Origin of the sequence: Aquicoccus sp. SU-CL01552 (assembly GCF_040365005.1) — a bacterium.
Lineage (GTDB): Bacteria > Pseudomonadota > Alphaproteobacteria > Rhodobacterales > Rhodobacteraceae > Antarcticimicrobium.
Window position 1 is genome coordinate 35,229 of sequence record NZ_BAABWV010000022.1, and the last position, 21,316, is coordinate 56,544.

Sequence of the window (21,316 nt, forward strand, 5' to 3'; positions counted from 1 at the left end):
GGTCTCCTCAGGGTTTGAAATCCGGCAGGAGTTCATTCGCCAACCGGTGCATGGTGTCTTCGATATCCGCGCCGTTGAAGCGCAGGTTCAGGGCGACGTGATTGATGCCCAGATCGCGGATCTGCATCAGGTAGCGCTTCAGGTGATCTGTGCCCGACTGAAAGCCCAGATGGATCGGTCGCGGTGGCGCATCCGCCTGCGCCACGAGATCGACGTAGAGTGACTGCATCACGGGCTTGTCCGGCAGGCCCGCCTCGGCGATCCTCTGGCGATAGGAACCGATCACATGGCCCTGGGTTGCCACGTCCCGCGGATAGGTCATCCAGCCATCGCCGTTCTGCGCGACCCAGTCGGGGGTCTGCTGGCTGCCACCGGTAATCAGAAGCGGCAACTGTCCGCCCGTGGGTTTGGGCAGCATGTCGATCCCGCCTGAAAGCGTTCCGTGAGCGGTATCACGGCGGGGATAGGGATCGGCCATGGCGCGGATATAGTCGACGCTGTCGCGGAAGCGCGCGCCGCGATCCTCGAAGCTCATATCCAGCGCCGGATATTCCTCGGGCCGGTCCCCTGAGGCCACGCCCAACAGCAACCGCCCGCCCGAGAGCGCATCTGCTGACGCTGCGGCTTTGGCCACATGCGCCGGGTGGCGCAGGGGGAGGACGATGCTGGCCACCCCGAGCGCGATATCGCGCGTCGAGGCCGCCAGCGCACCAAGATAGACGAAGGGATCAAAGATCTGCCCGACGTCGCCGAAGGAGGGCACGTTGAACGGTACATCCCGCAGCCACAGGGCCGAAAAGCCCAAGTCATCGGCCAGCCTGGCACGTTCGACATGTCGTGCCATGTCCGGCACTGCGCTGTGCGGATAGGCGTCCAGCGGGGCGACAAGACCGATGCTCAAGCGCCCCGGTTTGAACGTGGCGTTATAGGCCCGGTTCAATACCGGAAACGCCTTGTGCCCCGTATGATCCAACATCTTCAGCCTCCTAAAGTCGCCAGTTCAAAATCCACCAAGCACTTGCTTGCCGATCACACGACCGCTCTCCTGGTGCAGATGAGCGGCACGCAGCGCTTCGGTGGTCATCGCACCACCGCGTTCGGTGACGGTAGATTGCAGGGTGCCCGCGTCGATCATCTCCGCGACCCGGTTCAACAGGTCCCGCTGGGCACTGATGTCGTCAGTGCCGAACATCGACCGGGCGAACATGAATTCCCAATGGATGCTCAGCGCTTTGGGTTTCGCCGCCTTGATATCCAGCATTTCAGGGTCGTCTATCAGGGCAATCTGGCCGCGCGGGGAGATCAGATCGATAATCGCGGGCCAATGCTGGTCGGTCGCGGTCAGCGCGGCGACATATCTGGGGGACAGGCCAAGCTCTGCCACCTGCGCGGCAAGATCGCCGCGATGGTCCACAATATGGTCGGCCCCCATTTTGAGCACCCATTCCCGAGTCTCGGGGCGAGAAGCAGTGGCGATCACCGTGAGGCCCGTCAGCGCCTTGGCCAGCTGGATCAGGATCGAGCCCACGCCCCCTGCTGCGCCGATGACAAGTAGGCTCTGACCCTCACCACCGCCTTCGGTCAGGCGAAAGGCGTCAAACAGCATTTCCCACGCCGTGATCGAGGTCAGCGGCATCCCGGCGGCCTCGGTGAAGTCAAGGCTGGCAGGCTTGCGCCCGACGATCCGTTCATCAACCGCGTGAAACTCGGCATTGGTGCCGGCGCGGGTCACGTCGCCGGCGTAGAATACCTCATCACCTACGGTGTAGCCTGTGACCGCGTCGCCAACCTCTGCCACGATCCCCGCCGCGTCAAATCCCAGAACGCGCGGCGCGCCATCGGGCTGTGCCGCCGCGCGCAGCTTGACGTCGACCGGGTTCACCGAGATGCCCTTGACCGCAACCAACAGGTCGCGCGGCCCGATCGCGGGCCGATCCACGTTGATCGTTTCCAAAGTGTCGGCCGCACCAGCTGTGCCATATCCGATTGCTTTCATGTGACTCGCCTTTCGCTTTCTGTTCACGGGAAGATAACTCTTGTGAATTTCCGAGAAACCGGTTGATCTTGGATTTGATTATTCGGATTTGGAGTATAATCGAGATGGATACTGACAATCTGCGCCTGTTCGTCATGGCCGCCGAGCGGCTGAACATCTCGGCTGCGGGGCGAGAGCTTGGTTTGGCTCCTGCCGTCGCCAGCGCCCGGCTCGCCAAGCTGGAGCAGGAGTTGGGGGTGGAACTGCTGCGGCGGACCACGCGCAAGGTGTCGCTGTCGCTCGACGGCTCAGATTTTCTGCCCTACGCGCGTGAAATCCTGGCGCAGGCCAGCGCTGCAAGGGCCATCCTTGGTGGCGGTGACTCCGGGCCCAAAGGGACACTGAGATTTGCCGCTCCCAGCAGTTTCGCGCAACGACACATCATGCCGCTGCTGCCGGAGTTTCACGCGCTCTATCCTGATCTGACGTTGGATTTGCGCCTGTCCGACACCCGTTTCGACGCGATCGAGGGCAGCTTTGACCTTGCCCTGCGCAGCGCGCCACTGGCGGACAGCAGCCTCAAAGGCCGCAAGCTGTCCGACGACACCCGCGTGCTTTGCGCGTCTCCCGCGTATCTCGAAGCGCACGGCATGCCGGAGACCCCCGCGGAGGTTCATGGTCATCACCTCATCGCCTGGATCGATCTTGAACCGAGGGAACTGATCGGCCCGGATGGCCGGACGGCCCGTCTTGACCCCACTGCCATGACTTGCCGCACCATCGTGGACGACGGCGATGCGCAGCGCGAAGCGACGCTCGCCGGGGCGGGTTTGTCGATCAACTCGCTTTGGAGCGTGTCCGATGAGCTTCTCTCGGGCCGGCTTGTCCGGGTCTTGCCGGCGTGGAGGCTGAACGACAATTCAGTTCTATGGCTGGTTTATCCGCGCTCGAACGTACTGACCCCAAAGACGCGAATTTTTATCGACTTCCTGATTTGTCATCTGGGAAATCGGACAGAGTGGGTCGGATAAACGTCCGTTCCCAAGGCTGAGAGTATTGAAGCGAAACCAAGTGCGCTGAGATGTCTGGTTTAGGATACGCGGTCAAATCATCTCGCTTATGCAGCGAATGTCGGCTTTCCGCCGATTCCGTGGAAAAACACCCGTTCGCGGGCGCAGAATTCCGTCACTTAATTTGGGCGCGAGCGCCTTTCCTGTCAGGCTTTTCGCGGTTGCTGCGGTGCGGGGAGGATCTTGGCCAGTTCGCGGAGGTTCTGCGCGGTGGCGGCGAGGAGGAATTCGTCATTCGCCCCGCATGGACCACGTAATCGGAGCCTGTTCAGGCCAAGGATCCGTTTCAGATGGGCGAAGAGCATCTCCACCTTCTTCCTCAGCTTCATCGAGATCACGTATTGCTTGGTCTTGGCGATATCCCGAGCAACCTGCCGGGCGTCCTCATGTTCCTCGCGGGTGATCTTGCGCGCGTCGGCATTCGGGCAGCATCTCGCCTTGGATGGGCAGGCCTGGCAGACCTCTTTCAGGGCGCGATACCGGGCTGTTCCCTTGCCGGTTGGTGCCCGAGTGGGGTCAGAGTAGTTCCGGCGGAACTGCTTCAACTCGTGGCCCTCTGGGCAAATGTATTGATCGTTCTCGGCATCCCATTCGAAGTCCGCGCGGGTCCAGGTTCCGTCGTTGCGACCCGACTTGTCCAAAACGGGGATATGCGGGGCAATCTTGCGGTCGACCAGCCAACCCAACATCGGTGCGGTGCCGTAGGCGGTGTCGGCGATCAGGCGCTCAGGATGCAGGTCGAACTTGGTCTTCACCCGCCGCAGCATGGTCTTGGTCGATCCGACCTCGGCCTGCCGGATGGATCTCGTGGCTTCCACATCCACGATAACGCCGTGATCCGTATCGCTCAGGTAGTTATCGGAATAGCTGAAGAACGCCGGGCCTTTACGGGCAGCGGTCCATTGGCTGGCAGGGTCGGAATGTGACGTGAACTTCGGCTGCACCTCGCTTGCGGCGCCAAAAGCGGCCTCGTCCAAGGTATCGAGATACTCGCGCACGGCGCGGGGCGCATCGGCAGGGTTGATCTCTCCCGCGTTCCAGTCCTCTTTCGGCGTCGAGTTCTGCTTGTTCGCATCCGCTTCGATCAGGCTGGCATCAATGGCCATGCGCTGGCCGCTGACCAAGCCCTCTTCAATGCAGCGTGCGACGGTCATCTCGAACAGGTGGCGCAGCAATTCGCTGTCGCGAAAACGCCCGTGTCTCACCCGGCAGTGCCTTGCGAAGCAAGGTCACGAGAGGGCGGTTCTTCGAAAACGTCGAGTGGTCCGGAACCCGGGCGCTCAGATCAAGCCGGCAAAACCAGCGATACGCCAGGTTCAGATGCACCTCTTCGCAGAGCCGTCGCTCCGACCGGATGCCGAAGCAATAGCCGACCAGGAGCATGCGGATCAGCAACTCGGGGTCGACGGATGGACGGCCCGTGTGGCTATAGAAATCCGCCAGATAGGCGCGGACGTCAGTCAGATCGACGAAGCGGTCGATAGAGCGCAGCAGATGATCCTGCGGGACGTGATCTTCCAGCGAGAACTCGTAGAACAGCGACGGCTGCGCCTCCCGCTCTGACCGCTTCCGTTACGTCGCGCGCGGCAATGGCGGTTGATCGGCGTCTCGCGGCGCCTCTAGAGTTCGGGCAGGCGGGCTGCAGGGTCCGCCGATGGGAGGACAGGAAAGGACATCGCGTGACCGATATCCTGCGGATCGGGGGCGCCAGCGGGTTCTGGGGGGAGACGCCGCTTGCCACGGGCCAGCTTCTGGCGGTGCCCGGGCTGGACGTGCTGGTCTATGACTACCTTGCCGAGATCACCATGTCGCTGCTGGCCCGGGCGCGGCTGAAGGACCCCGACCGGGGCTATGCCGCCGATTTCGTGACCGAGGCGATAGCGCCCAACCTTGCCCGCATCGCCGAGACCGGGGTCAAGGTGCTGTCCAACGCCGGCGGGGTGAACCCCGACGCCTGCGCCGCCGCCCTGCGCGCGCATATCGAGGCGGCGGGCCTTGCGCTCAGGGTCGCGGTGGTCGCGGGCGACGACCTGATGCCGCGCGCCGCCGACTTCACCGACATGCGCGAGATGTTCAGCGGTGCGCCGATGCCCGAGGCCGACCGCATCGCCTCGATCAACGCCTATATCGGTGCCGCGCCCATCGCCGCCGCCCTGCGGGCCGGGGCCGATATCGTCATCACCGGCCGCTGTGCCGACAGCGCGCTGACACTGGCCGCCTGCATGGCGCGGTTCGGCTGGGGCGCGGGGGACTTCGACCGGCTCGCCGCCGGCTCGCTGGCCGGGCACCTGATCGAATGCGGCCCGCAGGCCACCGGGGGCAATTTCACCGACTGGCGGCAAGCGGGCGACATCGCGCGCATCGGCTACCCGGTGGTCGAGATCGCCGCCGACGGAGCATTCGCCCTGACCAAGCCCGAGGGCAGCACCGGCACCGTCACCCTGGCCTCGGTCGGCGAACAGATGCTCTACGAGATCGGCGATCCGCGCGCCTACCTGCTGCCCGACGTGACCTGCGATTTCAGCACCGTGCGGATCGCGCCCGAGGGGGCCGACCGGGTGCGGGTCACCGGCGCGCGGGGGCGGGCGCCCAATGGCCGGCTCAAGGTCTCGCTCACTTACCACGACGGCTGGCGCGGTGGCCATGTGCTGTTCTTCAACGGCAGCGACGCCGAGGCGAAGGCGCGCGCCTATGCCAAGGCCACGCTGGATCGTGCCCGCACGCGGCTGACCGCCCTGGGCGCCCCGGATTACGCCGAAACCTGCGTCGAGACCTTCGGAGGGCGCCCCGGCGCAGGCGATTACGCGGAAATCGCGGTGAAACTCGCCGTGCGCCATGACGATCCCCGCGCCGTCGGCCTGTTCCTGAAAGAGGTCATCGGCGCCGCCCTTGCCACCCCGCCGGGGTTGCATTTCTTTACCGGGGCAGGGCGGCCCAAACCTTCGCCCGTTGTCGCGCTGTTCTCCTTCCTGGTCGATGCGGATGACGTGCCGTTGACCGTGACGCTGGAGGGGGAGCCTGTGTCCCATGACCCGCCTGGGCCGCCCGGCCCGGCGCCGGACCTGCCGCCCGCACCGTACCCCGAGGCCGCCGATCCGGCGGGCCGCGCGATGGTGAGCCGCCCGCTGCAGGCGCTGGCCTGGGCGCGCTCGGGCGACAAGGGCGACGCGGCCAATATCGGCGTCATCGCCCGGCATCCCGATTGCCTGCCGTGGATCTGGGCGGCGCTGACCCCCGATGCGGTGGCGCAGGTCTTCGCCAAGGAGAATACCGGCCCCATCGACCGCTTCTACCTGCCCGGCCTCGCGGCGATGAACATCGTGATGCAGAACGCGCTGGGCGGCGGCGGCATCGCCAGCCTGCGCACCGACGCCCAGGGCAAGAGCTTTGCGCAGAGGTTGCTTGCGCATCCCGTGCCCCTTCCCGCCGACCTCATCGCCATCTCCGACACAGGGGACGCCCCATGACATTCGCCAGCCGCATCGTCATCGGCTCCGACAGCTTTCGACAGAACCGCGCCGACATGCTGGCGCTGGTGGAATCCCTCCGCGCGCTCGAGGCCCGGCCCGCCGCGCTCTCGGAACAGCGCCGCGATCGGTTCGAGGCCCGCGGCCAGATCACCCCGCGCGAACGGCTGGCGCGGCTGCTCGATCCCGGGATGCCGTTTCTGCAACTGCACACGCTGGCCGGCTACCTCACCGACACCGAGGACGCGGAGACATCCGTTCCCGGCTCGTCGCTGATCGCCGGGATCGGTTTCGTCTCGGGCACCCGCTGCGCCGTGCTGGTGGATGATTCCGGCATCAAGGCCGGCGCCATGGGCGAGAAATCCCTGCCGGCCGTGCTCAGCCTGCAGGCGCTGGCCCTGCGCCACAAGCTGCCCTTCGTCCACATGGTCGAAAGCGCCGGCGCCAACCTGATGGACTATACCGTCGGGCTCTGGGCCGAGGGCGGCAAGCTGTTTCGCAACTTCGCCTGGATGAGCGCGGCCGGCATTCCCAACATCGCGGTGCTGCACGGCCCCTCGACCGCCGGCGGCGCCTATATGCCCGGTATGGCCGATTACGTGATCGGGGTGAAGAAAAACGGCATGGCTGCGCTGGCCGGGGCGGCGCTGGTGCATGCCGCGACCGGGGAAAAGGCCAACGACCGCGACCTTGGCGGCACCGAGATGCACGCCACCAAATCCGGCCTTGTCGAATACCTGGCCGAGGATGACGCCCACGGCGCCGACCTGGCCCGCGACGTGGTGGCACGGCTCGACTGGAACCGAAACCTGCCCACCCGCGCGGTGCCCGATTATGCCCCGCCCCTGCATGACCCGGACGAGATCGCGGGCGTGGTGCCCGTGGATTACCGCATCCCCTATGACATGCGCGAGGTGGCGGCGCGGGTGGTCGACGGTTCGGATTTCCAGGAGTTCAAGCCCGGCTACGGCCCCGCCACGCTCTGCCTGCAGGCGGCGATCACCGGCCTCCCGGTGGGGATCATCGGCAACAACGGCCCGCTTGACCCGGCGGGGGCCACCAAGGCGGCACAGTTCATCCTGGCCTGCGGACAGTCCGATACGCCGCTGATTTTCCTCAACAACACCACCGGTTTCATGGTCGGGACCGAATATGAACAGGCCGGCATGATCAAGCACGGGTCAAAGATGATCCAGGCGGTCAGCAACGTGGACGTGCCGCGCATCGCGCTTTACATCGGGGCCAGTTTCGGCGCCGGCAACTACGGGATGAGCGGGTATGGCTACCGGCCCGATTTCCTCTTTGCCTGGCCCAATGCCACCACCGGGGTGATGGGCGGTGATCAGGCCGCCGCCACGATGGAGATGGTCGCGCGCGCCGGTGCCAGACGCCAGGGCGTCGAGGTGGACGAGGACAAGCTTGCCAAGCAGGGCGCGATGATCGCGGCGCATTTCAATCGCCAGTCCGGGGCCTTCTATACCTCGGGGCAGGTGCTCGATCACGGGGTGATAGACCCCCGCGACACCCGCCGCGTGCTGGGCTTCTGCCTGCAAACCTGCCTCGAGGGGCGGGCGCGCACCCTGAAACCCAGCAGCCATGGCGTGCACCGGTTCTGAAGGGGGCGGCAATGCAACTCGACACCATCCTGATCGCCAATCGCGGCGAAATCGCCTGCCGGATCATCCGCAGCCTGCGCGCGATGGGTCTGCGCAGCGTGGCGGTCCATTCGACGGCGGACGCCGACGCGCCGCATGTGCGGATGGCCGACGCGGCGGTCGAGATCGGCGCCGGTCCCGCCGCCGACAGCTATCTCGACGGGCAAAAGATCATTCGCGCCGCGCAGGAGGTCGGGGCGCAGGCGATCCATCCCGGCTATGGCTTCCTGTCCGAGAACGCTGGGTTCGCCCGCGCGGTGGGGCAGGCGGGTCTCACCTTCATCGGCCCCACGCCCGAGGCGATCGAGGCAATGGGCAACAAGGCCGGTGCGAAACGCCTGATGGCCGAGGCGGGGGTGCCCTGCCTGCCGGGTGACCAAGGGGCGGATCAGTCCGACGTGGCCCTGATCGCGGCCGCCGGGCAGATCGGCTTTCCGCTCATGGTCAAGGCCGCGGCCGGCGGCGGTGGGCGCGGCATGCGGTTGGTTCACGACGCGGGCGCACTGCCCGAGGCGCTGGCCCGCGCCCGGTCCGAGGCGGAAAACGCCTTTGGCTCGGGCGAGCTGATCCTCGAACGCGCGCTTTTGCGGCCCCGGCACGTGGAGATCCAGGTCTTTGCCGACAGCCACGGCAACACCATCCATCTGGGCGAGCGGGACTGTTCCGTTCAGCGTCGCCACCAGAAGGTGGTGGAAGAGGCCCCGAGCCCCGCTGTCACCCCCGATCTGCGCGCCGCGATGGGTGCGGCGGCGGTGCAGGCGGCGCGCGCGGTAGGGTATCTCGGTGCCGGTACGGTGGAGTTCCTGCTGGATCAGGACGGCGGGTTCTACTTCCTCGAAATGAACACCCGCCTGCAGGTCGAACACCCGGTGACCGAATTGATCACCGGCCTCGATCTCGTCGCGCTGCAAATCGCCGTGGCACGGGGCGAGGCGCTGCCGCTGACCCAGGACGAGGTGACCCTTTCCGGTCACGCCATCGAGGTGCGTCTCTATGCCGAGGATCCGGCGCGCGACTACCTGCCCGCCACCGGCCCGGTCACGCTCTGGCAGCCTGCCAAAGGCGCCGGGGTGCGGGTCGATGCCGGGATCAACACGGGGATGCAGGTGTCCCCCTTCTACGACCCGATGCTGGCCAAGATCATCGCCCATGGGCCCACCCGCGCCGATGCCGTGGCCAGGTTGTCCCGCGCGGTCGAGGACACCGTCCTGCTCGGCACCGTGACCAACACCGAATTCCTCGCCGATGTGCTGCGGCAGCCGGGTTTCGTGCAGGGCGCCGCCACGACGGCGTTTCTCGATGAAAGCTATCCGGAGGGGTTTTCCGCCACCGCGCCCACGGCCGAGGAACTGGCACTGGCCACCGCGTTGTTTATGGAGCGGGACCGCGCCGACGCGCTGGCCTGCGCGGGCCATGTGCCCGCCGACCAGATCGGATGGTCGAGCACGCCGCTGTTGCCGCGCGAATTGACGCTGGACATCGGGGGCGTCGAATGGACTTGCCGCGTCGCCGCCGACCCCGGCGGCTGGCGGGTTTGGGTGGGTGAGGGCGCATTGTACGTTTCGGTCGAAAAAATGTACGAAAACCGGCTCCGCGCCCGCATCGGACCCCGCCGCCACGAGGTGAGCCACGCCGGGGCCGGAGATGTCCTGCACCTCGCCCTCGGCGCGCGTCGGCTGACGGTTCACAGGCTTCGCGCCGGTCGCGACTTGGCCGCCGGTGCCGCCAGCGGTCAGGTCACCGCCCCGATGCCGGGTCTGGTGCTGTCGGTCGCAGTGGCGCCGGGCGACCCGGTAGCGCGTGGCGATGTGCTGGCGGTGCTGGAGGCGATGAAGATGCAACACCAGATCACCGCGGCCAGCGCCGGAACGGTGAGCGCCGTGCATGTGGCGCCGGGCGCGCACCTGGCCGGCGGAGACGTGATGATCGAGATTAAGGTTGAGAGGTAAGATGCAGCAGGCACAAGATTTTCTCGAGGAGAGTGAGGCGCTGGCAGAGGTGCTGACCGACCTGCCAGAGGGCGAGTGGAGCCGCGTCTCCCAGTTCAAGGGCTGGACCGTGAACGACGTGATCACGCATCTCTATTACTGGAACCGCGCGGCGGACCTGTCGCTGACCGATCCGGCGGGGTTCGATGCAAGCATCGGTGCGGCACTGCCCCGGATGATGAAATCCGGGATGCGCCCGGTGGAAAACGCCGCGATCGTCGAACGCGGCTGCGCCCTGTTCGCGGCATGGCAGGCGCAGTTCCGAGACATGGCCGCGCGCTGGGCCGGGGTCGATCCGAAAACCCGGGTGAAATGGGCCGGACCCGAGATGTCGGCGCGCTCCTCGATCACCGCGCGGCAGATGGAAACCTGGGCCCACGGGCAGGAAATCTTTGACCTTCTGGGGGTTAGGCGGCGGGATGCCGACCGCATCCGCAATATCGTTGTGCTGGGCGTCAATACCTTTGCCTGGTCGCACAAGGTCCAGGGGCTGGAGGTTCCCGACCGGCTGCCGCGCCTGCGCCTCACCGCGCCCTCGGGAGCGGTCTGGGATTTCGGTGATCCGGAGTCTCCCGACCTGATCGAGGGCGCGGCGGTGGACTTTGCCCAGGTGGTCACCCAGACCCGCAACATCGCCGATACCGCGCTGAGGGTGTCCGGCCCCGTGGCCACCGGCTGGATGCGGACGGCGCAATGTTTTGCCGGCGGGCGCGAGGCGCCGCCAGAGCCCGGCACGCGTCATGCGGCCGGCTGAGCTTGTGTTCGGGCAGCGCCGGGCATTAGGGTCGTGGCGTGCGAAGGGGAGGAAATCCGCATGATCCAGTTCGAACGCCCGGCCGGGGCGGAGCAGCCGCGTTTGGGCGTGGTCGAGATGGTGCGTAACGCCGCGCGGAACAAACCGCAGGCCGAGGCGGTGGTCTGTGGCGCGACGCGCCTGACCTGGGCGGGGTTCGACGCGCGGATCAACCGGGTCGCCAACGCGCTGTTGGCGATGGGGCTGAAAAAGGGAGAGCCGGTGGCGATTCTGTCCCCCAACTCAGTTGCTTATGCCGAGTTGTTCATGGGGATCCTGCGCGCCGGTGGTTGCGTCACGCCGCTGTCTTCCATGGCCTCGCCCTCGGCGCTCAAGGGCATGTTGTCCGATTGCGGTGCGCGTATCCTTTTCCTGGCCGATGCCTATCGGGACCTGGCCGGGCCGGCGGTCGAAACCCTGTCGCTGCGGGTGGTGGCGCTGGATTTTCACGGGCCCGGTGTTGATGATTATGAGGCGCTGCTGGCGGCGGCCCCGAACCATGACCCGCATATCCCCATCGCGATGGAGGACCGGTTCAACCTGATCTATTCCTCGGGCACCACCGGAACGCCCAAGGGCATCCTGCACGACCACGGGCTGCGCGCGGCGCAGATGGACCGGATCGCGCTGAGCGGCTACGATCAGGACGCGCGCACGCTTTTGTCGACGCCGCTTTATTCGAACACCACCATCGTCTCCTTCCTGCCGACACTGGCGGGGGGCTCGACCGTGCATCTGATGGGCAAGTTCGACGCGCGCGGGTGGCTGGAGATCGCAGAACGTGAGCGGATCACCCACACCATGCTGGTGCCGGTGCAGTACAAGCGCATCCTCGACGTGCCGGAGTTCGACCAGATCGACCTTGGCGCGCTGCGCTTCAAATGGTCGACCTCGGCGCCGCTGCGCGCGGATGTAAAGCGCGACGCACTGGCCCGTTTTCCCGGCACTTTGACCGAGCTTTATGGCCTGACCGAGGGCGGCGGAATCACCATGCTGGCCGCGCATGAGTATCCAGACAAGCTGCACACCGTGGGCCAGCCCGCCCCGGGCAGCGAAATCCGGTTGATCGACGATCAGGGGCGCGAGGTCGCGCCCGGCGAGGTCGGAGAGATCGTCGGCCGCTCGCCCACCATGATGGCGGGGTATTTCGGCCGCGATGACCTGACCGAAGACTACCTTTGGCGCGATCCCGAGGGGCGGGTGTTCTTCCGTTCGGGCGACATGGGCCGGTTCGACGCGGACGGGTTCCTGATCCTGTCGGACCGCAAGAAGGACATGATCATTTCCGGCGGTCTCAACATCTTTGCCGATGATCTGGAGCGGGTGCTGCTGGCGGATCCGGACGTGACCGACGCGGCGGTGATCGGGGTGCCGTCCGAGCACTGGGGCGAGACGCCGCTGGGGCTGGTGGTGCTGCGGCCCGGCGCGACCCAGGGTGCAGAAGAGATCCGCGCACGCGCCAACGAGGTGCTGGGCAAGAGCCAGCGGTTGGCAAGCGTGGAGACCCGGGACGCGTTGCCGCGCAGTTCGATCGGCAAGATACTCAAGCGCGAGCTGCGCGCGCCATACTGGGAAAAGCAACCGGCCTGAGGGGGAAAGATGCAAACACTGACTGGAAAACGGGTATGGATCACCGGTGGCGGCTCCGGCATCGGAGCGGGCGCCGCGCGGGCGCTGGCCGAAGCGGGGGCCGAGGTGGTGGTTTCGGGGCGCCGTCCGGAGCCGTTGCAAGAGGTGGTAAGCCAGATCGAGGCAGGCGGCGGGCTGGCCCGCGCCGAGCCGCTTGACGTCACCGATGTCGAGGCCGTGGCGGCCGCGGCGGAACGGATCGGGGATGTCGACATCCTGCTGGCCAACGCCGGGCTGAACGTGCCGCAACGCGCGCTTTTCGACGTCACCGGCGCGGATTGGCGCCGGGTGGTCGACATCAACCTCAACGGCGTGTTCCATCCCGTGCACGCGGTGCTGCCGGGGATGCGTGCGCGCGGCGGTGGGCAGGTGATCCTGATCTCCAGCTGGGCCGGGCGCTACGCCGGACGGTTGACCGGGGCGGCCTACAACGCGACCAAGCGGGCGGTGATCGCGCTGAACGAGACGATCAACGACGAGGGTGGCGCCCATGGCATTCGCTCGACCGTGATCATGCCGGGCGAGGTGGCGACCGAGATCCTCGACAAGCGCCCCAATCCTCCGGCCCAAGCCGAGCGCGATCGCATGCTGCAGGTCGAGGATCTGGCTGCCACGGTACGCTTCGTGGCCGGGATGCCGCCGCATGCCTGCGTCAACGAGATCCTGATTTCGCCGACCCACAACCGGTTCTATCAGGGCTTCGACGAGATGTGAGGCATCCGGGTCGGGCGGGACCGGGTCAAAGGGAAGGGGCGGCAGGATGATCAAGGGGCTGGCATCGAACCGCATCCGCATGCGCCACTTGCGCTGTTTCCTGTCGGTGGCCAACCTCGGGTCGGTCACCCGCGCGGCCGAGGCGATGGGCACGGTGCAGCCCGCCGTCTCCCGCTCGATCCGCGAGTTGGAGGAGGAGTTGGGCGGCCCGCTGTTCGACCGCACCGCGAACGGGCTGGTGCTGAACGCCATCGGCAACACGCTGTTTTCCTATGTCTCGAATGGTATGGGCCAGATCGACCGCGGGCTCGAGGCACTGCAGGGGCAAAGCGCGGAGGCGCAGGTGGTGGCTTATATCCTGCCCAACGTGGTCCGCGTGGTGATGCCTGGCGCGGTGCGCCGCTTCAAGGTGCTTTACCCGACGGTCGACCTGCGGTTCATCGCCACCACGAGTGGTGGGCTGCAGCACTACCTGCGGACCGGCAAGGTTGATTTCGGCTTTGGCCGGCTGCTGGCCGTCGAGCACATGCAGGGTATGAATTTCGAGCATCTCTACAGCGAGCCGCTGGTCTTTTTTGTCCGGGCGGGCCATCCGCTGGCGGAGCGGGCGGACCTGACGATCCGCGATATTGACCGCTATCCGGTGGTGATCCCTATCCCCGACACGATCATCCGCGCGGAACTGGACCGGTTCCTGGTCTCGCAGGGGGTGTCGCGCCTCAGCAACATGATCGAGACGATCTCGTTTGAATTCGCGCGTTCCTACATGGCCATGTCAGACGCGGTGGTCTGCCAGCCGATGGGCGCGATGCGGCGCGAACTGTCGGAGGGCACCGTGGAGTGCCTCGATTTCGCGCGCGGCGCGATGGACGGGGCGGTCGGGTTGACCACGCCGGCGGGGCAGACGATCAGCGCCCCGGCGCAATTGCTGATGCAGATGATCCGCGAAGAGGTGCGGGACCTGTTGCTTCCCACCGGGGGCGGTATAGCGGAACCGATATAGGCTGTTCGGAATCATTATTTCTCCCCTGTGGCGGGGCTTGCTAGGTTGCGACCGAATGTCACGGGAGGAGAGGTGACGTCGATCCCGACACCGCAACCGCCGGTGCCGGGGGCGCGCGCCGCATAAGGAATGGCCAAACCAAAGAACGTCCTGTTCATCATGTTCGACCAGCTGCGCTGGGATTACCTGAGCTGCTATGGGCATCCGCATCTGGACACCCCCAATATCGACCGGCTGGCCGAGAAAGGCGTGCGGTTCACTCGTGCCTATATCCAGTCGCCGATCTGCGGCAGTTCGCGGATGAGTACCTATACCGGGCGCTACGTGCATTCCCACGGCGCCAGCTGGAACGGCATCCCGCTCAAGGTCGGCGAGATCACCATGGGCGACCACCTGCGCAAGGCGGGGATGGATTGCTATCTGGTCGGCAAGACCCACATGCGCGCGGACGAGGAGGGGATGGCCCGGCTGGGGTTGGAGCCCGACAGCCTGATCGGCGCCCGTGTGAGCGAATGCGGCTTCGACGTCTTTGAGCGTGACGACGGCATGCTGCCCGAGGGGCCCGATGGCTCCTATGACCCGGACGGCGCGCGGGAATACAACAAGTGGCTCAGGGCCAAGGGTTATGAGAGCGACAACCCCTGGCACGATTTTGCCAATTCCGGCCTCGACGCGGAGGGCAACGTGCTGTCGGGGTGGTTCCTGAAGAATTCGCGCGAGCCCGCCAACATCGCCGAGCAGGACAGCGAAACCCCCTACCTGACCGGGCGCGGCATGGAGTTCATGCAGGGCCATGACGGCCCGTGGTGCTGTCACCTGTCCTATATCAAGCCGCACTGGCCCTATATCGTGCCGGAACCCTATGCCTCGATGTTCGGTCCCGAACACGTGCAGCCGGTGATCCGCTCGGACGCCGAACGTCAGCACGCGCACCCGCTGTTCAAGGCCTTCATGGACACCAAGGTCGGCGAGGCCTTTTCGCGCCAGGATGTGCGCGAGACGGTGATCCCGGCCTACATGGGGCTGATCAAGCAGGCCGACGACCAGATGGGGCGGCTGTTCGCCTGGCTGGAGGAGACCGGCCGCATGGAGGACACCATGATCGTGCTGACCTCGGATCACGGCGATTTCCTCGGCGATCACTGGATGGGGGAAAAGACCTTTTTCCACGACACCTCCACCCGGGTGCCGCTGATCATCTACGATCCCAGCCCGGAGGCCGACGCGACACGCGGCACCACCTGCGATGCGCTGGTGGAGGCCATCGACCTGGCCCCCACCTTCGTCGAGGTCGCGGGCGGCGCGCCCGCCTATCATATCCTCGAGGGCGAAAGCCTGCTGCCGATCCTGCGCGGCGAGCGGACGGAAACCAAACGCGACTTTGTCATCTGCGAATATGATTTCTCGGCCACGCCGGTGGCGCATATGAACGATATCCCGGTGCGCGACGCGGTGATGTTCATGGTCGCCGACAAACGCTGGAAGCTGATCCATTTCGAGGGCGGTCATCGCCCGATGCTGTTCGACCTGGTGGCCGATCCGCAGGAACTGACCGACCTGGGCGACAGCGACATTCACGCCGAGATCATCACGACGATGTACGACAAGCTCTTTGCCTGGACCCGCCGCGCGTCGCAGCGCACCACCCGCAGCGAGGAACAGCTGATCGAGATGCGCACCAAGACCCGCAAGCGCGGCGTCGTCATCGGCATCTACGACGAGAACGACACGCCGCTGGACCTCACGGTCAAGTATCGCGGCCGCACCGCCCCCGACATGAAAGCGGGGCCGCGCGGCTGAAAGAACGGGGTCGGAGGAGGCCCCGCATGTTCCACAGGGAGGAAAAGCATGAAACATCTCGCACTGGGCCTTGCAGCCCTGATCGCCTCGGGCGCCCTCGGGGCCGATCCGGCGGCGGCACAGGTCAACCTCAGCGCCGAGGCGTCGAGCCCCGGCAACAGCCCGCATGTCTCGATCCTGCACATGGCCGAGATCGCCAACACCGCCGGACTCGCCAGCCTGCAGGTGCAGGAGGGGCAGACCCTGACCAATTCCGTGCTCAACGTCGCCGAGGGGCGCACCGACATCGCGCCGATGCCGCTGATCCTGGGGTTCTTGCTGGAAAAGGGCCGTGGCCCCTATTCCAAGCAGGGCGACAAGGGCGCTGAACTGGCCGCCAACCTGCGCGCGCTGTATCCCTATAACGCCGGGGCCTATGGGCTGATCGCGCTGGAGAGCGAGGGCATCGACAGCTGGGACGACCTGAAGGGCAAGGAGGTCTGGAACGGCCCGCCGCGCGGCGCCGCGCTGGTCAATGCGCGCCAAGCGATCTTCCTCGCGGCCGGGTTGAAGGACGGCGAGGATTACACCGGCCACCAGTCCAACTGGGGCCAGCTTCCGACCACGCTGGTCGACGGGTCGATGGATGCCTTCGTCTTTCCGCTGACCTTCCCCTCGGCGCGGGCCACCACCATGCAGGCCGCCGGCAACGCGGTGATCGTTTCGACCCCCAAGGCGGTGTTCGAGGGCGACGCCTATCAGAAGATCTTCAACGCGCCGGGCAATGTGCCCATCGTCATCAATTGGGCCGACATGGGCTATGAAGAGGGCAAGGGCATCCGCCTGATCTCGGAGGACGCCACCTTTCGCGGTCTGGGCACCGCCTTTGCAGATATCGTGCACAAGGACATGTCCTTTGACCTGGCCAAGGCGCTGGTCGCCGAGTACATCGACAAGCTCGACGCGCTCAAGGCCAAGACCGCCTACATGAAGAACGTCGGCCTTGCCACGCTGGACCCCAAGCTCTCCGGGTTCTGCGGGCTGAATTCGCTCAAATACCACCCCGGCGCCGTCGCCGCCTGGGAAGAGGCGGGCTATACCGTGCCCGACTGCGCCAAGGACTGACACGCGCGCCTGCGCATCCCGGCCGGGGGACCGCCCGCGTGCGCCCCGGCCCATTCGATCCGCCTGCGGACAGGGGACAGCCATGACATCCGAAACGCTTGCCAAGCCGGGACCGGCCCGGCGCCTGTCCCTCGTCCTGGGGCTCGTGCTGGTCGTGATCGGCCTGCTCAACACGCTGCCCTCCATTCCCGGGCTCGACGCGCTGGCCGCCTCGGTTCTGGGCGAGGGGGTGGTGATCCGGCGGTTCAGTTACGAGTACCTGTTCCCGCTGGTCTTCGTCGTGATGATGAGCGCGGTGGCGCTGGACAATTCGATGGCGCGCGATTTCCGCCGGAGCGGGCGCGGCCCGGCGCTGCGCGGCTTCGGGCTGGCGATGGATGTCGGGCTGGTGGTCATGGCGGTGGCGGTGGCGGTCGGTTACCTGATCGAGATCGACTCTGTCTGCCTGATCGATCAGGTCACCGGCGCGCGCGCCGAGCTGATCGCAAGGGCGCTGCAGGAGGAGATCGAGTTCGCCGAATCCATGGGCCTGCCGCCGCCCAACAGTGTCGACGATCCCAGTTGCATCGACACGCTCGGGCTGTGGATCTTTCCCATGGTGGCCTGCGCCATCGCGGTGTTCCTGGGCTACAACGTCAAGGTCTGGGGCTTTCCCCTCGTCGCGGTCGCCATCCTGATCGCCACCTACACGCTGCTGACGGTGCTGGTCTGGTACGCCTTTGGCGCCGAGGACATGAACAAGTACCTCGTCACCAAGCTGGGCGGCGAGCCGCGCCAGCTGATCGACGGGCGCCCCAACATGCAGGACATATTGGTGAACAATGCCCAGGGTCTGCTGGGCCGGTTCATGGGCATCCTGATGAATACCGTGTTCCCCTATATCGTGCTGGGGGCGCTGTTCGGGGTCTCTGCCGGCGGGCGATCCCTGATCAAGCTGGCGTTTCTCTGGACCAGGTCGCTGCGCGGTGGTCCGGCCCATGCGGCCATTGTCAGTTCGGCGATGTTCGGCACCATCTCGGGTGGGCCGGTGGTCAACGTGCTCTCGACCGGGGTGCTGACCATCCCGATGATGCTCAAGCGCGGGTTCAACCGCACTTTTGCCGGCGGGATCGAGGCGGCGGCCTCTTCCGGCGGGCAGATCATGCCGCCGGTCATGGGCGTCGCGGCCTTTGTCCTGTCGGCGATGACGGTGGTGCCCTATCGCGAGGTGATCATCGCCGCCGCGCTGCCCGCCGCCGCCTATTTCGGCTGCCTGTTCCTGACCGTCGTGTTCCAGGCCCGCAAGCAGGGGATCGAGGCGGTGGGCGAAGCCACCGAGGACATGCGCCTGACCCGGGCCGACAAGCTGCACTTGGTGATGATCTTTGCCCCGATCGGGCTGATCCTGCTGCTGCTGCTCACCCCCAAGGAGGCTGTGGGCTGCGGTCCGCTGGCCGGGCTTTGGGGGGTGACGCGGATCGTCACCGAAGCCGGCTGCCGGGCCGAGAGCCTGCCCTGGCTGCTGGAACTGTTTCAGAACTCTGCCGGCGATGCAGGCTCGGCGGGATGGTGGGCGATGGCGCTGCTGATCGTGCTGTTCTTTCTCGACCGAGAGATCCGCCAATCGCCCGGCAGGATCGTGACCGCTCTGGCCGAGGCCGGGCTGCTGGTCAGCCGGCTTTACCTGATGTTCCTCGCGGTCTCGGTGATCGATTTCTGCCTGAACCTGACCGGGCTGTCGAATTACATCGCCGTCGACATCATCTCGTGGCTGCGCGCCTCGGGCGGGCTGATCGGCGACAGCGCGCTGTTTCTGTTCCTCGCCCTGATGGCGACCATGCTGATGGCGATCCTGCTGGGCATGGGGATGCCCACGGTGCCGGCTTATATCAACGTGGCACTGCTGATGGGGCCGATGCTGGTGGGGCTCGGGATTGCCAGTTTCACCGCCAACATGTTCATCTTCTATTTCGCGGTGGCCAGCGCCATCACCCCGCCGGTCGCGGTGGCCGCCTTTGCCGCGTCCTCCATCACCAAGGCTGACCCGATGCGCACCGGGATCGCCTCGGTGCGGGCAGGGGTGGTGATCTTCGTCATCCCCTTCGTCTTTGCCTTCTACCCCGAGCTTTTGCTGATCGAGGCGGCGCAGCTCAGCCCGACCACCGGCGGCGCACGCTATCTCGAGGGGTACGACGGGTCGGTTCACATCGGCGCGATGGCCTTCGTGATCCTGCGGGTGGCCGTGGCGCTCTACCTGCTGGCCAGCGTCCTTGCCCGGCACGAAACACGGCCCATCGGTGGTGCCGAACTGCTGCTGCGGCTGGTGCTGGCGGTGCTGGTGCTGATGAAGGCGCCCTGGCTCAGCCTCGGCGCGATGGCCGCCGCCGCGGCGCTGGTGGCTTGGCACTGGTCGGGGCGAGGGGGCCGGGCGCCGGTGTGAAAGGGCAGGGGCAAGGGGACCAGCGCCCCGGTGTGAAATTTTTTCCGCCGCATGCGTATTTCCCCTTGCGGCCACAGCCGGATATTTATATCTCACGCCTCACTCAATGACGCGGGCGTAGCTCAGGGGTAGAGCACAACCTTGCCAAGGTTGGGGTCGAGAGTTCGAATCTCTTCGCCCGCTCCATTGAAGTGAAGACCCAGGACGCGGGCGTAGCTCAGGGGTAGAGCACAACCTTGCCAAGGTTGGGGTCGTGAGTTCGAATCTCATCGCCCGCTCCAATATCTTCCGAAGACCATCATCTTGACCGGGTGCCGGGCGCAATGCGCCCGGCACGGGTCTAGCTTTCCGCGCGGGCCAGCCCCTGCCGCCAGAACCGTGCCATCAGCAGAACGCCGGCCACCGCAAGGCCGCAGGCCAGCCCCAGCCAGATGCCGACGCCGCCGAATCCCAGCGGAAATCCCAGCACGTAGGAGGCCGGGATCCCCACCCCCCAATAGGCCAGCGCGGCGATCAGCATCGGTCCGCCGGTATCCTGCACCCCGCGCAACAACCCCAGCGCGATCACCTGCGCGCCGTCGACAAGCTGGAACAACGCCGCCGCCGCCAGCAACGTGGTGCCGATCACGAGGATCTGCGGCCGGCCCGGGTCGTCGGGATCGAGGAACAGCGAGATCAGCGGATCGGGCACCGTCAGGAACAGCACGATGGTCAGCGCCGAGGCCGTCAGCGACATCGCGATGACCACCGCCGCCCCGCGCGCCATATGCGTTCGGTCGCGACGGCCATAGGCATTGCCGGCGCGCACGGTGGCCGCGTTGCTCAGCCCCAGGTGCACCATGAAGGTGGCGGACGCCAGTTGCAGCGCGATCCCATGCGCGGCCAGCGGCACGGTGCCGAGCCAGCCCATCATCAGCGCCGAGGCCGAGAAAAGGCTGACCTCGGTCAGGCTGGTGATGCCGATCGGCACCCCCAGGCGGAACACCTGCGCGAACATCTCCCGGTCGAGGCGCCAGAGACGGCGGAACAACTCCTGCTCGGGCAGGGTGCGCAGCACGTAGATCACCACCGCCACCAGCGAGACCGCATGCGTCAGGATCGAGGCCAGCGCCGCACCGCGGACCCCCATTTCGGGCAGGCCCCAGTTGCCGAAGATCAGCCCATAGTTGGCCACCGCGTTGGCCAGCGCGCCGAGCACCGTGATCCACAATACCACCTGGGTCCGTTCCAGCGCGGCGAGATAGGATTTCAGCACCATGACCAGCAGGGCCGGGAACAGACCCCAGCCCGCGATCCGCAGGTAGCGCGCGGCATCCGCCGCGACCTCTTCGCCTTGCCCCAGGGCCAGCAGGATCGGCCCGGACCACCACAGCAACGGCATCACCAAAACGGCATAGAACACCGACAGCCACAACCCCATGCGGGTGGCGCGGCGCGCGCTGGTCTCGTCGCCTGCCGCGTTGGCCGCCGCCACCATAGGCATCACCGCCAAGCCGAACCCGGCCCCGGTCAGGAACAACACGAAGAAATAGCTGCTGGCCAGCGTCACCGCCGCCAGCGCCTCGACCCCGTACCAGCCCACCATGATGGTGTCGGTCAAGCCGATGGCGAATTGCGCCAGGTGCCCGCCCACCAGGGGCAGGCCCAGCAGCGCCACGGCGCGCGCATGGCCGCCATATGTCATCTGTTCGCGTGTCAT

General features: G+C 66.3%; 14 protein-coding genes, 2 tRNA genes and 1 pseudogene. 13 read left to right on the forward strand and 4 right to left on the reverse strand.

The window, feature by feature from the left end; all coding sequences use genetic code 11:
- Window positions 1-7 precede the first annotated feature (7 nt).
- Together ABWV23_RS20230 and ABWV23_RS20235 are read right to left on the reverse strand one after the other, a co-directional pair.
- Window positions 8-976 (reverse strand): LLM class oxidoreductase, encoded by a 969-nt coding sequence (locus ABWV23_RS20230; RefSeq protein ID WP_353351106.1) that lies wholly within the window; start codon window positions 974-976, stop codon window positions 8-10.
- 24 nt (window positions 977-1,000) lie between these two features.
- Window positions 1,001-1,996: a zinc-binding alcohol dehydrogenase family protein gene (locus ABWV23_RS20235; protein WP_353351108.1), complete on the reverse strand. Its 996-nt coding sequence runs from the start codon at window positions 1,994-1,996 to the stop codon at window positions 1,001-1,003.
- 104 nt (window positions 1,997-2,100) lie between these two features.
- On the opposite strand from ABWV23_RS20235, the gene ABWV23_RS20240 reads away from it, so the two are divergent.
- The gene (locus tag ABWV23_RS20240; protein ID WP_353351110.1) at window positions 2,101-3,006 is read left to right on the forward strand and encodes a LysR family transcriptional regulator; all 906 of its coding nucleotides are present in this window, start codon (window positions 2,101-2,103) and stop codon (window positions 3,004-3,006) included.
- A gap of 185 nt (window positions 3,007-3,191) precedes the next feature.
- On the opposite strand, the pseudogene ABWV23_RS20245 reads toward ABWV23_RS20240, so the two are convergent.
- Window positions 3,192-4,584: pseudogene (locus ABWV23_RS20245) on the reverse strand (IS1182 family transposase).
- A gap of 140 nt (window positions 4,585-4,724) precedes the next feature.
- Here ABWV23_RS20245 and ABWV23_RS20250 point away from each other — a divergent pair.
- The 12 genes from ABWV23_RS20250 to ABWV23_RS20305 all read left to right on the forward strand — a co-directional run bounded on the left by ABWV23_RS20250 (window position 4,725) and on the right by ABWV23_RS20305 (window position 19,898).
- Window positions 4,725-6,512, forward strand: a complete 1,788-nt coding sequence (locus ABWV23_RS20250) for an acyclic terpene utilization AtuA family protein (RefSeq protein WP_353351112.1) — start codon at window positions 4,725-4,727, stop codon at window positions 6,510-6,512.
- On the forward strand, window positions 6,509-8,128 hold the full coding sequence (locus ABWV23_RS20255; RefSeq protein WP_353351114.1) for an acyl-CoA carboxylase subunit beta: 1,620 nt from the start codon (window positions 6,509-6,511) through the stop codon (window positions 8,126-8,128). The genes ABWV23_RS20250 and ABWV23_RS20255 overlap by 4 nt, the downstream gene beginning before the upstream one ends.
- Window positions 8,129-8,139: 11 nt before the next feature.
- Entirely contained in the window at window positions 8,140-10,116 is a 1,977-nt protein-coding gene (locus tag ABWV23_RS20260) for an acetyl/propionyl/methylcrotonyl-CoA carboxylase subunit alpha (RefSeq protein ID WP_353351116.1), read from the forward strand.
- A 1-nt stretch (window position 10,117) separates the two neighbouring features.
- On the forward strand, window positions 10,118-10,909 hold the full coding sequence (locus ABWV23_RS20265) for a TIGR03084 family metal-binding protein (protein ID WP_353351118.1): 792 nt from the start codon (window positions 10,118-10,120) through the stop codon (window positions 10,907-10,909).
- A gap of 60 nt (window positions 10,910-10,969) precedes the next feature.
- Complete coding sequence (locus ABWV23_RS20270) at window positions 10,970-12,538, forward strand: class I adenylate-forming enzyme family protein (protein WP_353351120.1); 1,569 nt, start codon at window positions 10,970-10,972, stop codon at window positions 12,536-12,538.
- A 9-nt stretch (window positions 12,539-12,547) separates the two neighbouring features.
- Window positions 12,548-13,291 carry an SDR family oxidoreductase gene (locus ABWV23_RS20275; protein WP_353351122.1) on the forward strand — a complete coding sequence of 248 codons (744 nt, stop codon included), beginning with the start codon at window positions 12,548-12,550 and terminating at the stop codon, window positions 13,289-13,291.
- Window positions 13,292-13,337: 46 nt separating this feature from the next.
- The gene (locus ABWV23_RS20280) at window positions 13,338-14,294 is read left to right on the forward strand and encodes a LysR substrate-binding domain-containing protein (protein WP_353351125.1); all 957 of its coding nucleotides are present in this window, start codon (window positions 13,338-13,340) and stop codon (window positions 14,292-14,294) included.
- 129 nt (window positions 14,295-14,423) lie between these two features.
- Window positions 14,424-16,094 (forward strand): sulfatase-like hydrolase/transferase, encoded by a 1,671-nt coding sequence (locus ABWV23_RS20285; RefSeq protein WP_353351127.1) that lies wholly within the window; start codon window positions 14,424-14,426, stop codon window positions 16,092-16,094.
- 48 nt (window positions 16,095-16,142) lie between these two features.
- Complete coding sequence (locus ABWV23_RS20290) at window positions 16,143-17,198, forward strand: TAXI family TRAP transporter solute-binding subunit (protein ID WP_353351129.1); 1,056 nt, start codon at window positions 16,143-16,145, stop codon at window positions 17,196-17,198.
- A gap of 82 nt (window positions 17,199-17,280) precedes the next feature.
- Window positions 17,281-19,617 carry a TRAP transporter fused permease subunit gene (locus tag ABWV23_RS20295; protein WP_353351131.1) on the forward strand — a complete coding sequence of 779 codons (2,337 nt, stop codon included), beginning with the start codon at window positions 17,281-17,283 and terminating at the stop codon, window positions 19,615-19,617.
- A gap of 111 nt (window positions 19,618-19,728) precedes the next feature.
- Window positions 19,729-19,803 (forward strand) — tRNA-Gly (locus ABWV23_RS20300).
- 20 nt (window positions 19,804-19,823) lie between these two features.
- Window positions 19,824-19,898: transfer RNA gene (locus ABWV23_RS20305), tRNA-Gly, on the forward strand.
- Between the two features lie 59 nt (window positions 19,899-19,957).
- Here ABWV23_RS20305 and ABWV23_RS20310 read toward each other — a convergent pair.
- Window positions 19,958-21,316, reverse strand: a complete 1,359-nt coding sequence (locus tag ABWV23_RS20310) for an MATE family efflux transporter (RefSeq protein ID WP_353351133.1) — start codon at window positions 21,314-21,316, stop codon at window positions 19,958-19,960.

Coding starts and splice junctions, on each gene's coding strand:
- ABWV23_RS20230 (WP_353351106.1), bottom strand. CDS start 976: ATGTTGGATCATACGGGGCACAAGGCGTTTCCGGTATTGAACCGGGCC.
- ABWV23_RS20235 (WP_353351108.1), bottom strand. CDS start 1,996: ATGAAAGCAATCGGATATGGCACAGCTGGTGCGGCCGACACTTTGGAA.
- ABWV23_RS20240 (WP_353351110.1), top strand. CDS start 2,101: ATGGATACTGACAATCTGCGCCTGTTCGTCATGGCCGCCGAGCGGCTG.
- ABWV23_RS20255 (WP_353351114.1), top strand. CDS start 6,509: ATGACATTCGCCAGCCGCATCGTCATCGGCTCCGACAGCTTTCGACAG.
- ABWV23_RS20260 (WP_353351116.1), top strand. CDS start 8,140: ATGCAACTCGACACCATCCTGATCGCCAATCGCGGCGAAATCGCCTGC.
- ABWV23_RS20265 (WP_353351118.1), top strand. CDS start 10,118: ATGCAGCAGGCACAAGATTTTCTCGAGGAGAGTGAGGCGCTGGCAGAG.
- ABWV23_RS20270 (WP_353351120.1), top strand. CDS start 10,970: ATGATCCAGTTCGAACGCCCGGCCGGGGCGGAGCAGCCGCGTTTGGGC.
- ABWV23_RS20275 (WP_353351122.1), top strand. CDS start 12,548: ATGCAAACACTGACTGGAAAACGGGTATGGATCACCGGTGGCGGCTCC.
- ABWV23_RS20280 (WP_353351125.1), top strand. CDS start 13,338: ATGATCAAGGGGCTGGCATCGAACCGCATCCGCATGCGCCACTTGCGC.
- ABWV23_RS20285 (WP_353351127.1), top strand. CDS start 14,424: ATGGCCAAACCAAAGAACGTCCTGTTCATCATGTTCGACCAGCTGCGC.
- ABWV23_RS20290 (WP_353351129.1), top strand. CDS start 16,143: ATGAAACATCTCGCACTGGGCCTTGCAGCCCTGATCGCCTCGGGCGCC.
- ABWV23_RS20295 (WP_353351131.1), top strand. CDS start 17,281: ATGACATCCGAAACGCTTGCCAAGCCGGGACCGGCCCGGCGCCTGTCC.
- ABWV23_RS20310 (WP_353351133.1), bottom strand. CDS start 21,316: ATGACACGCGAACAGATGACATATGGCGGCCATGCGCGCGCCGTGGCG.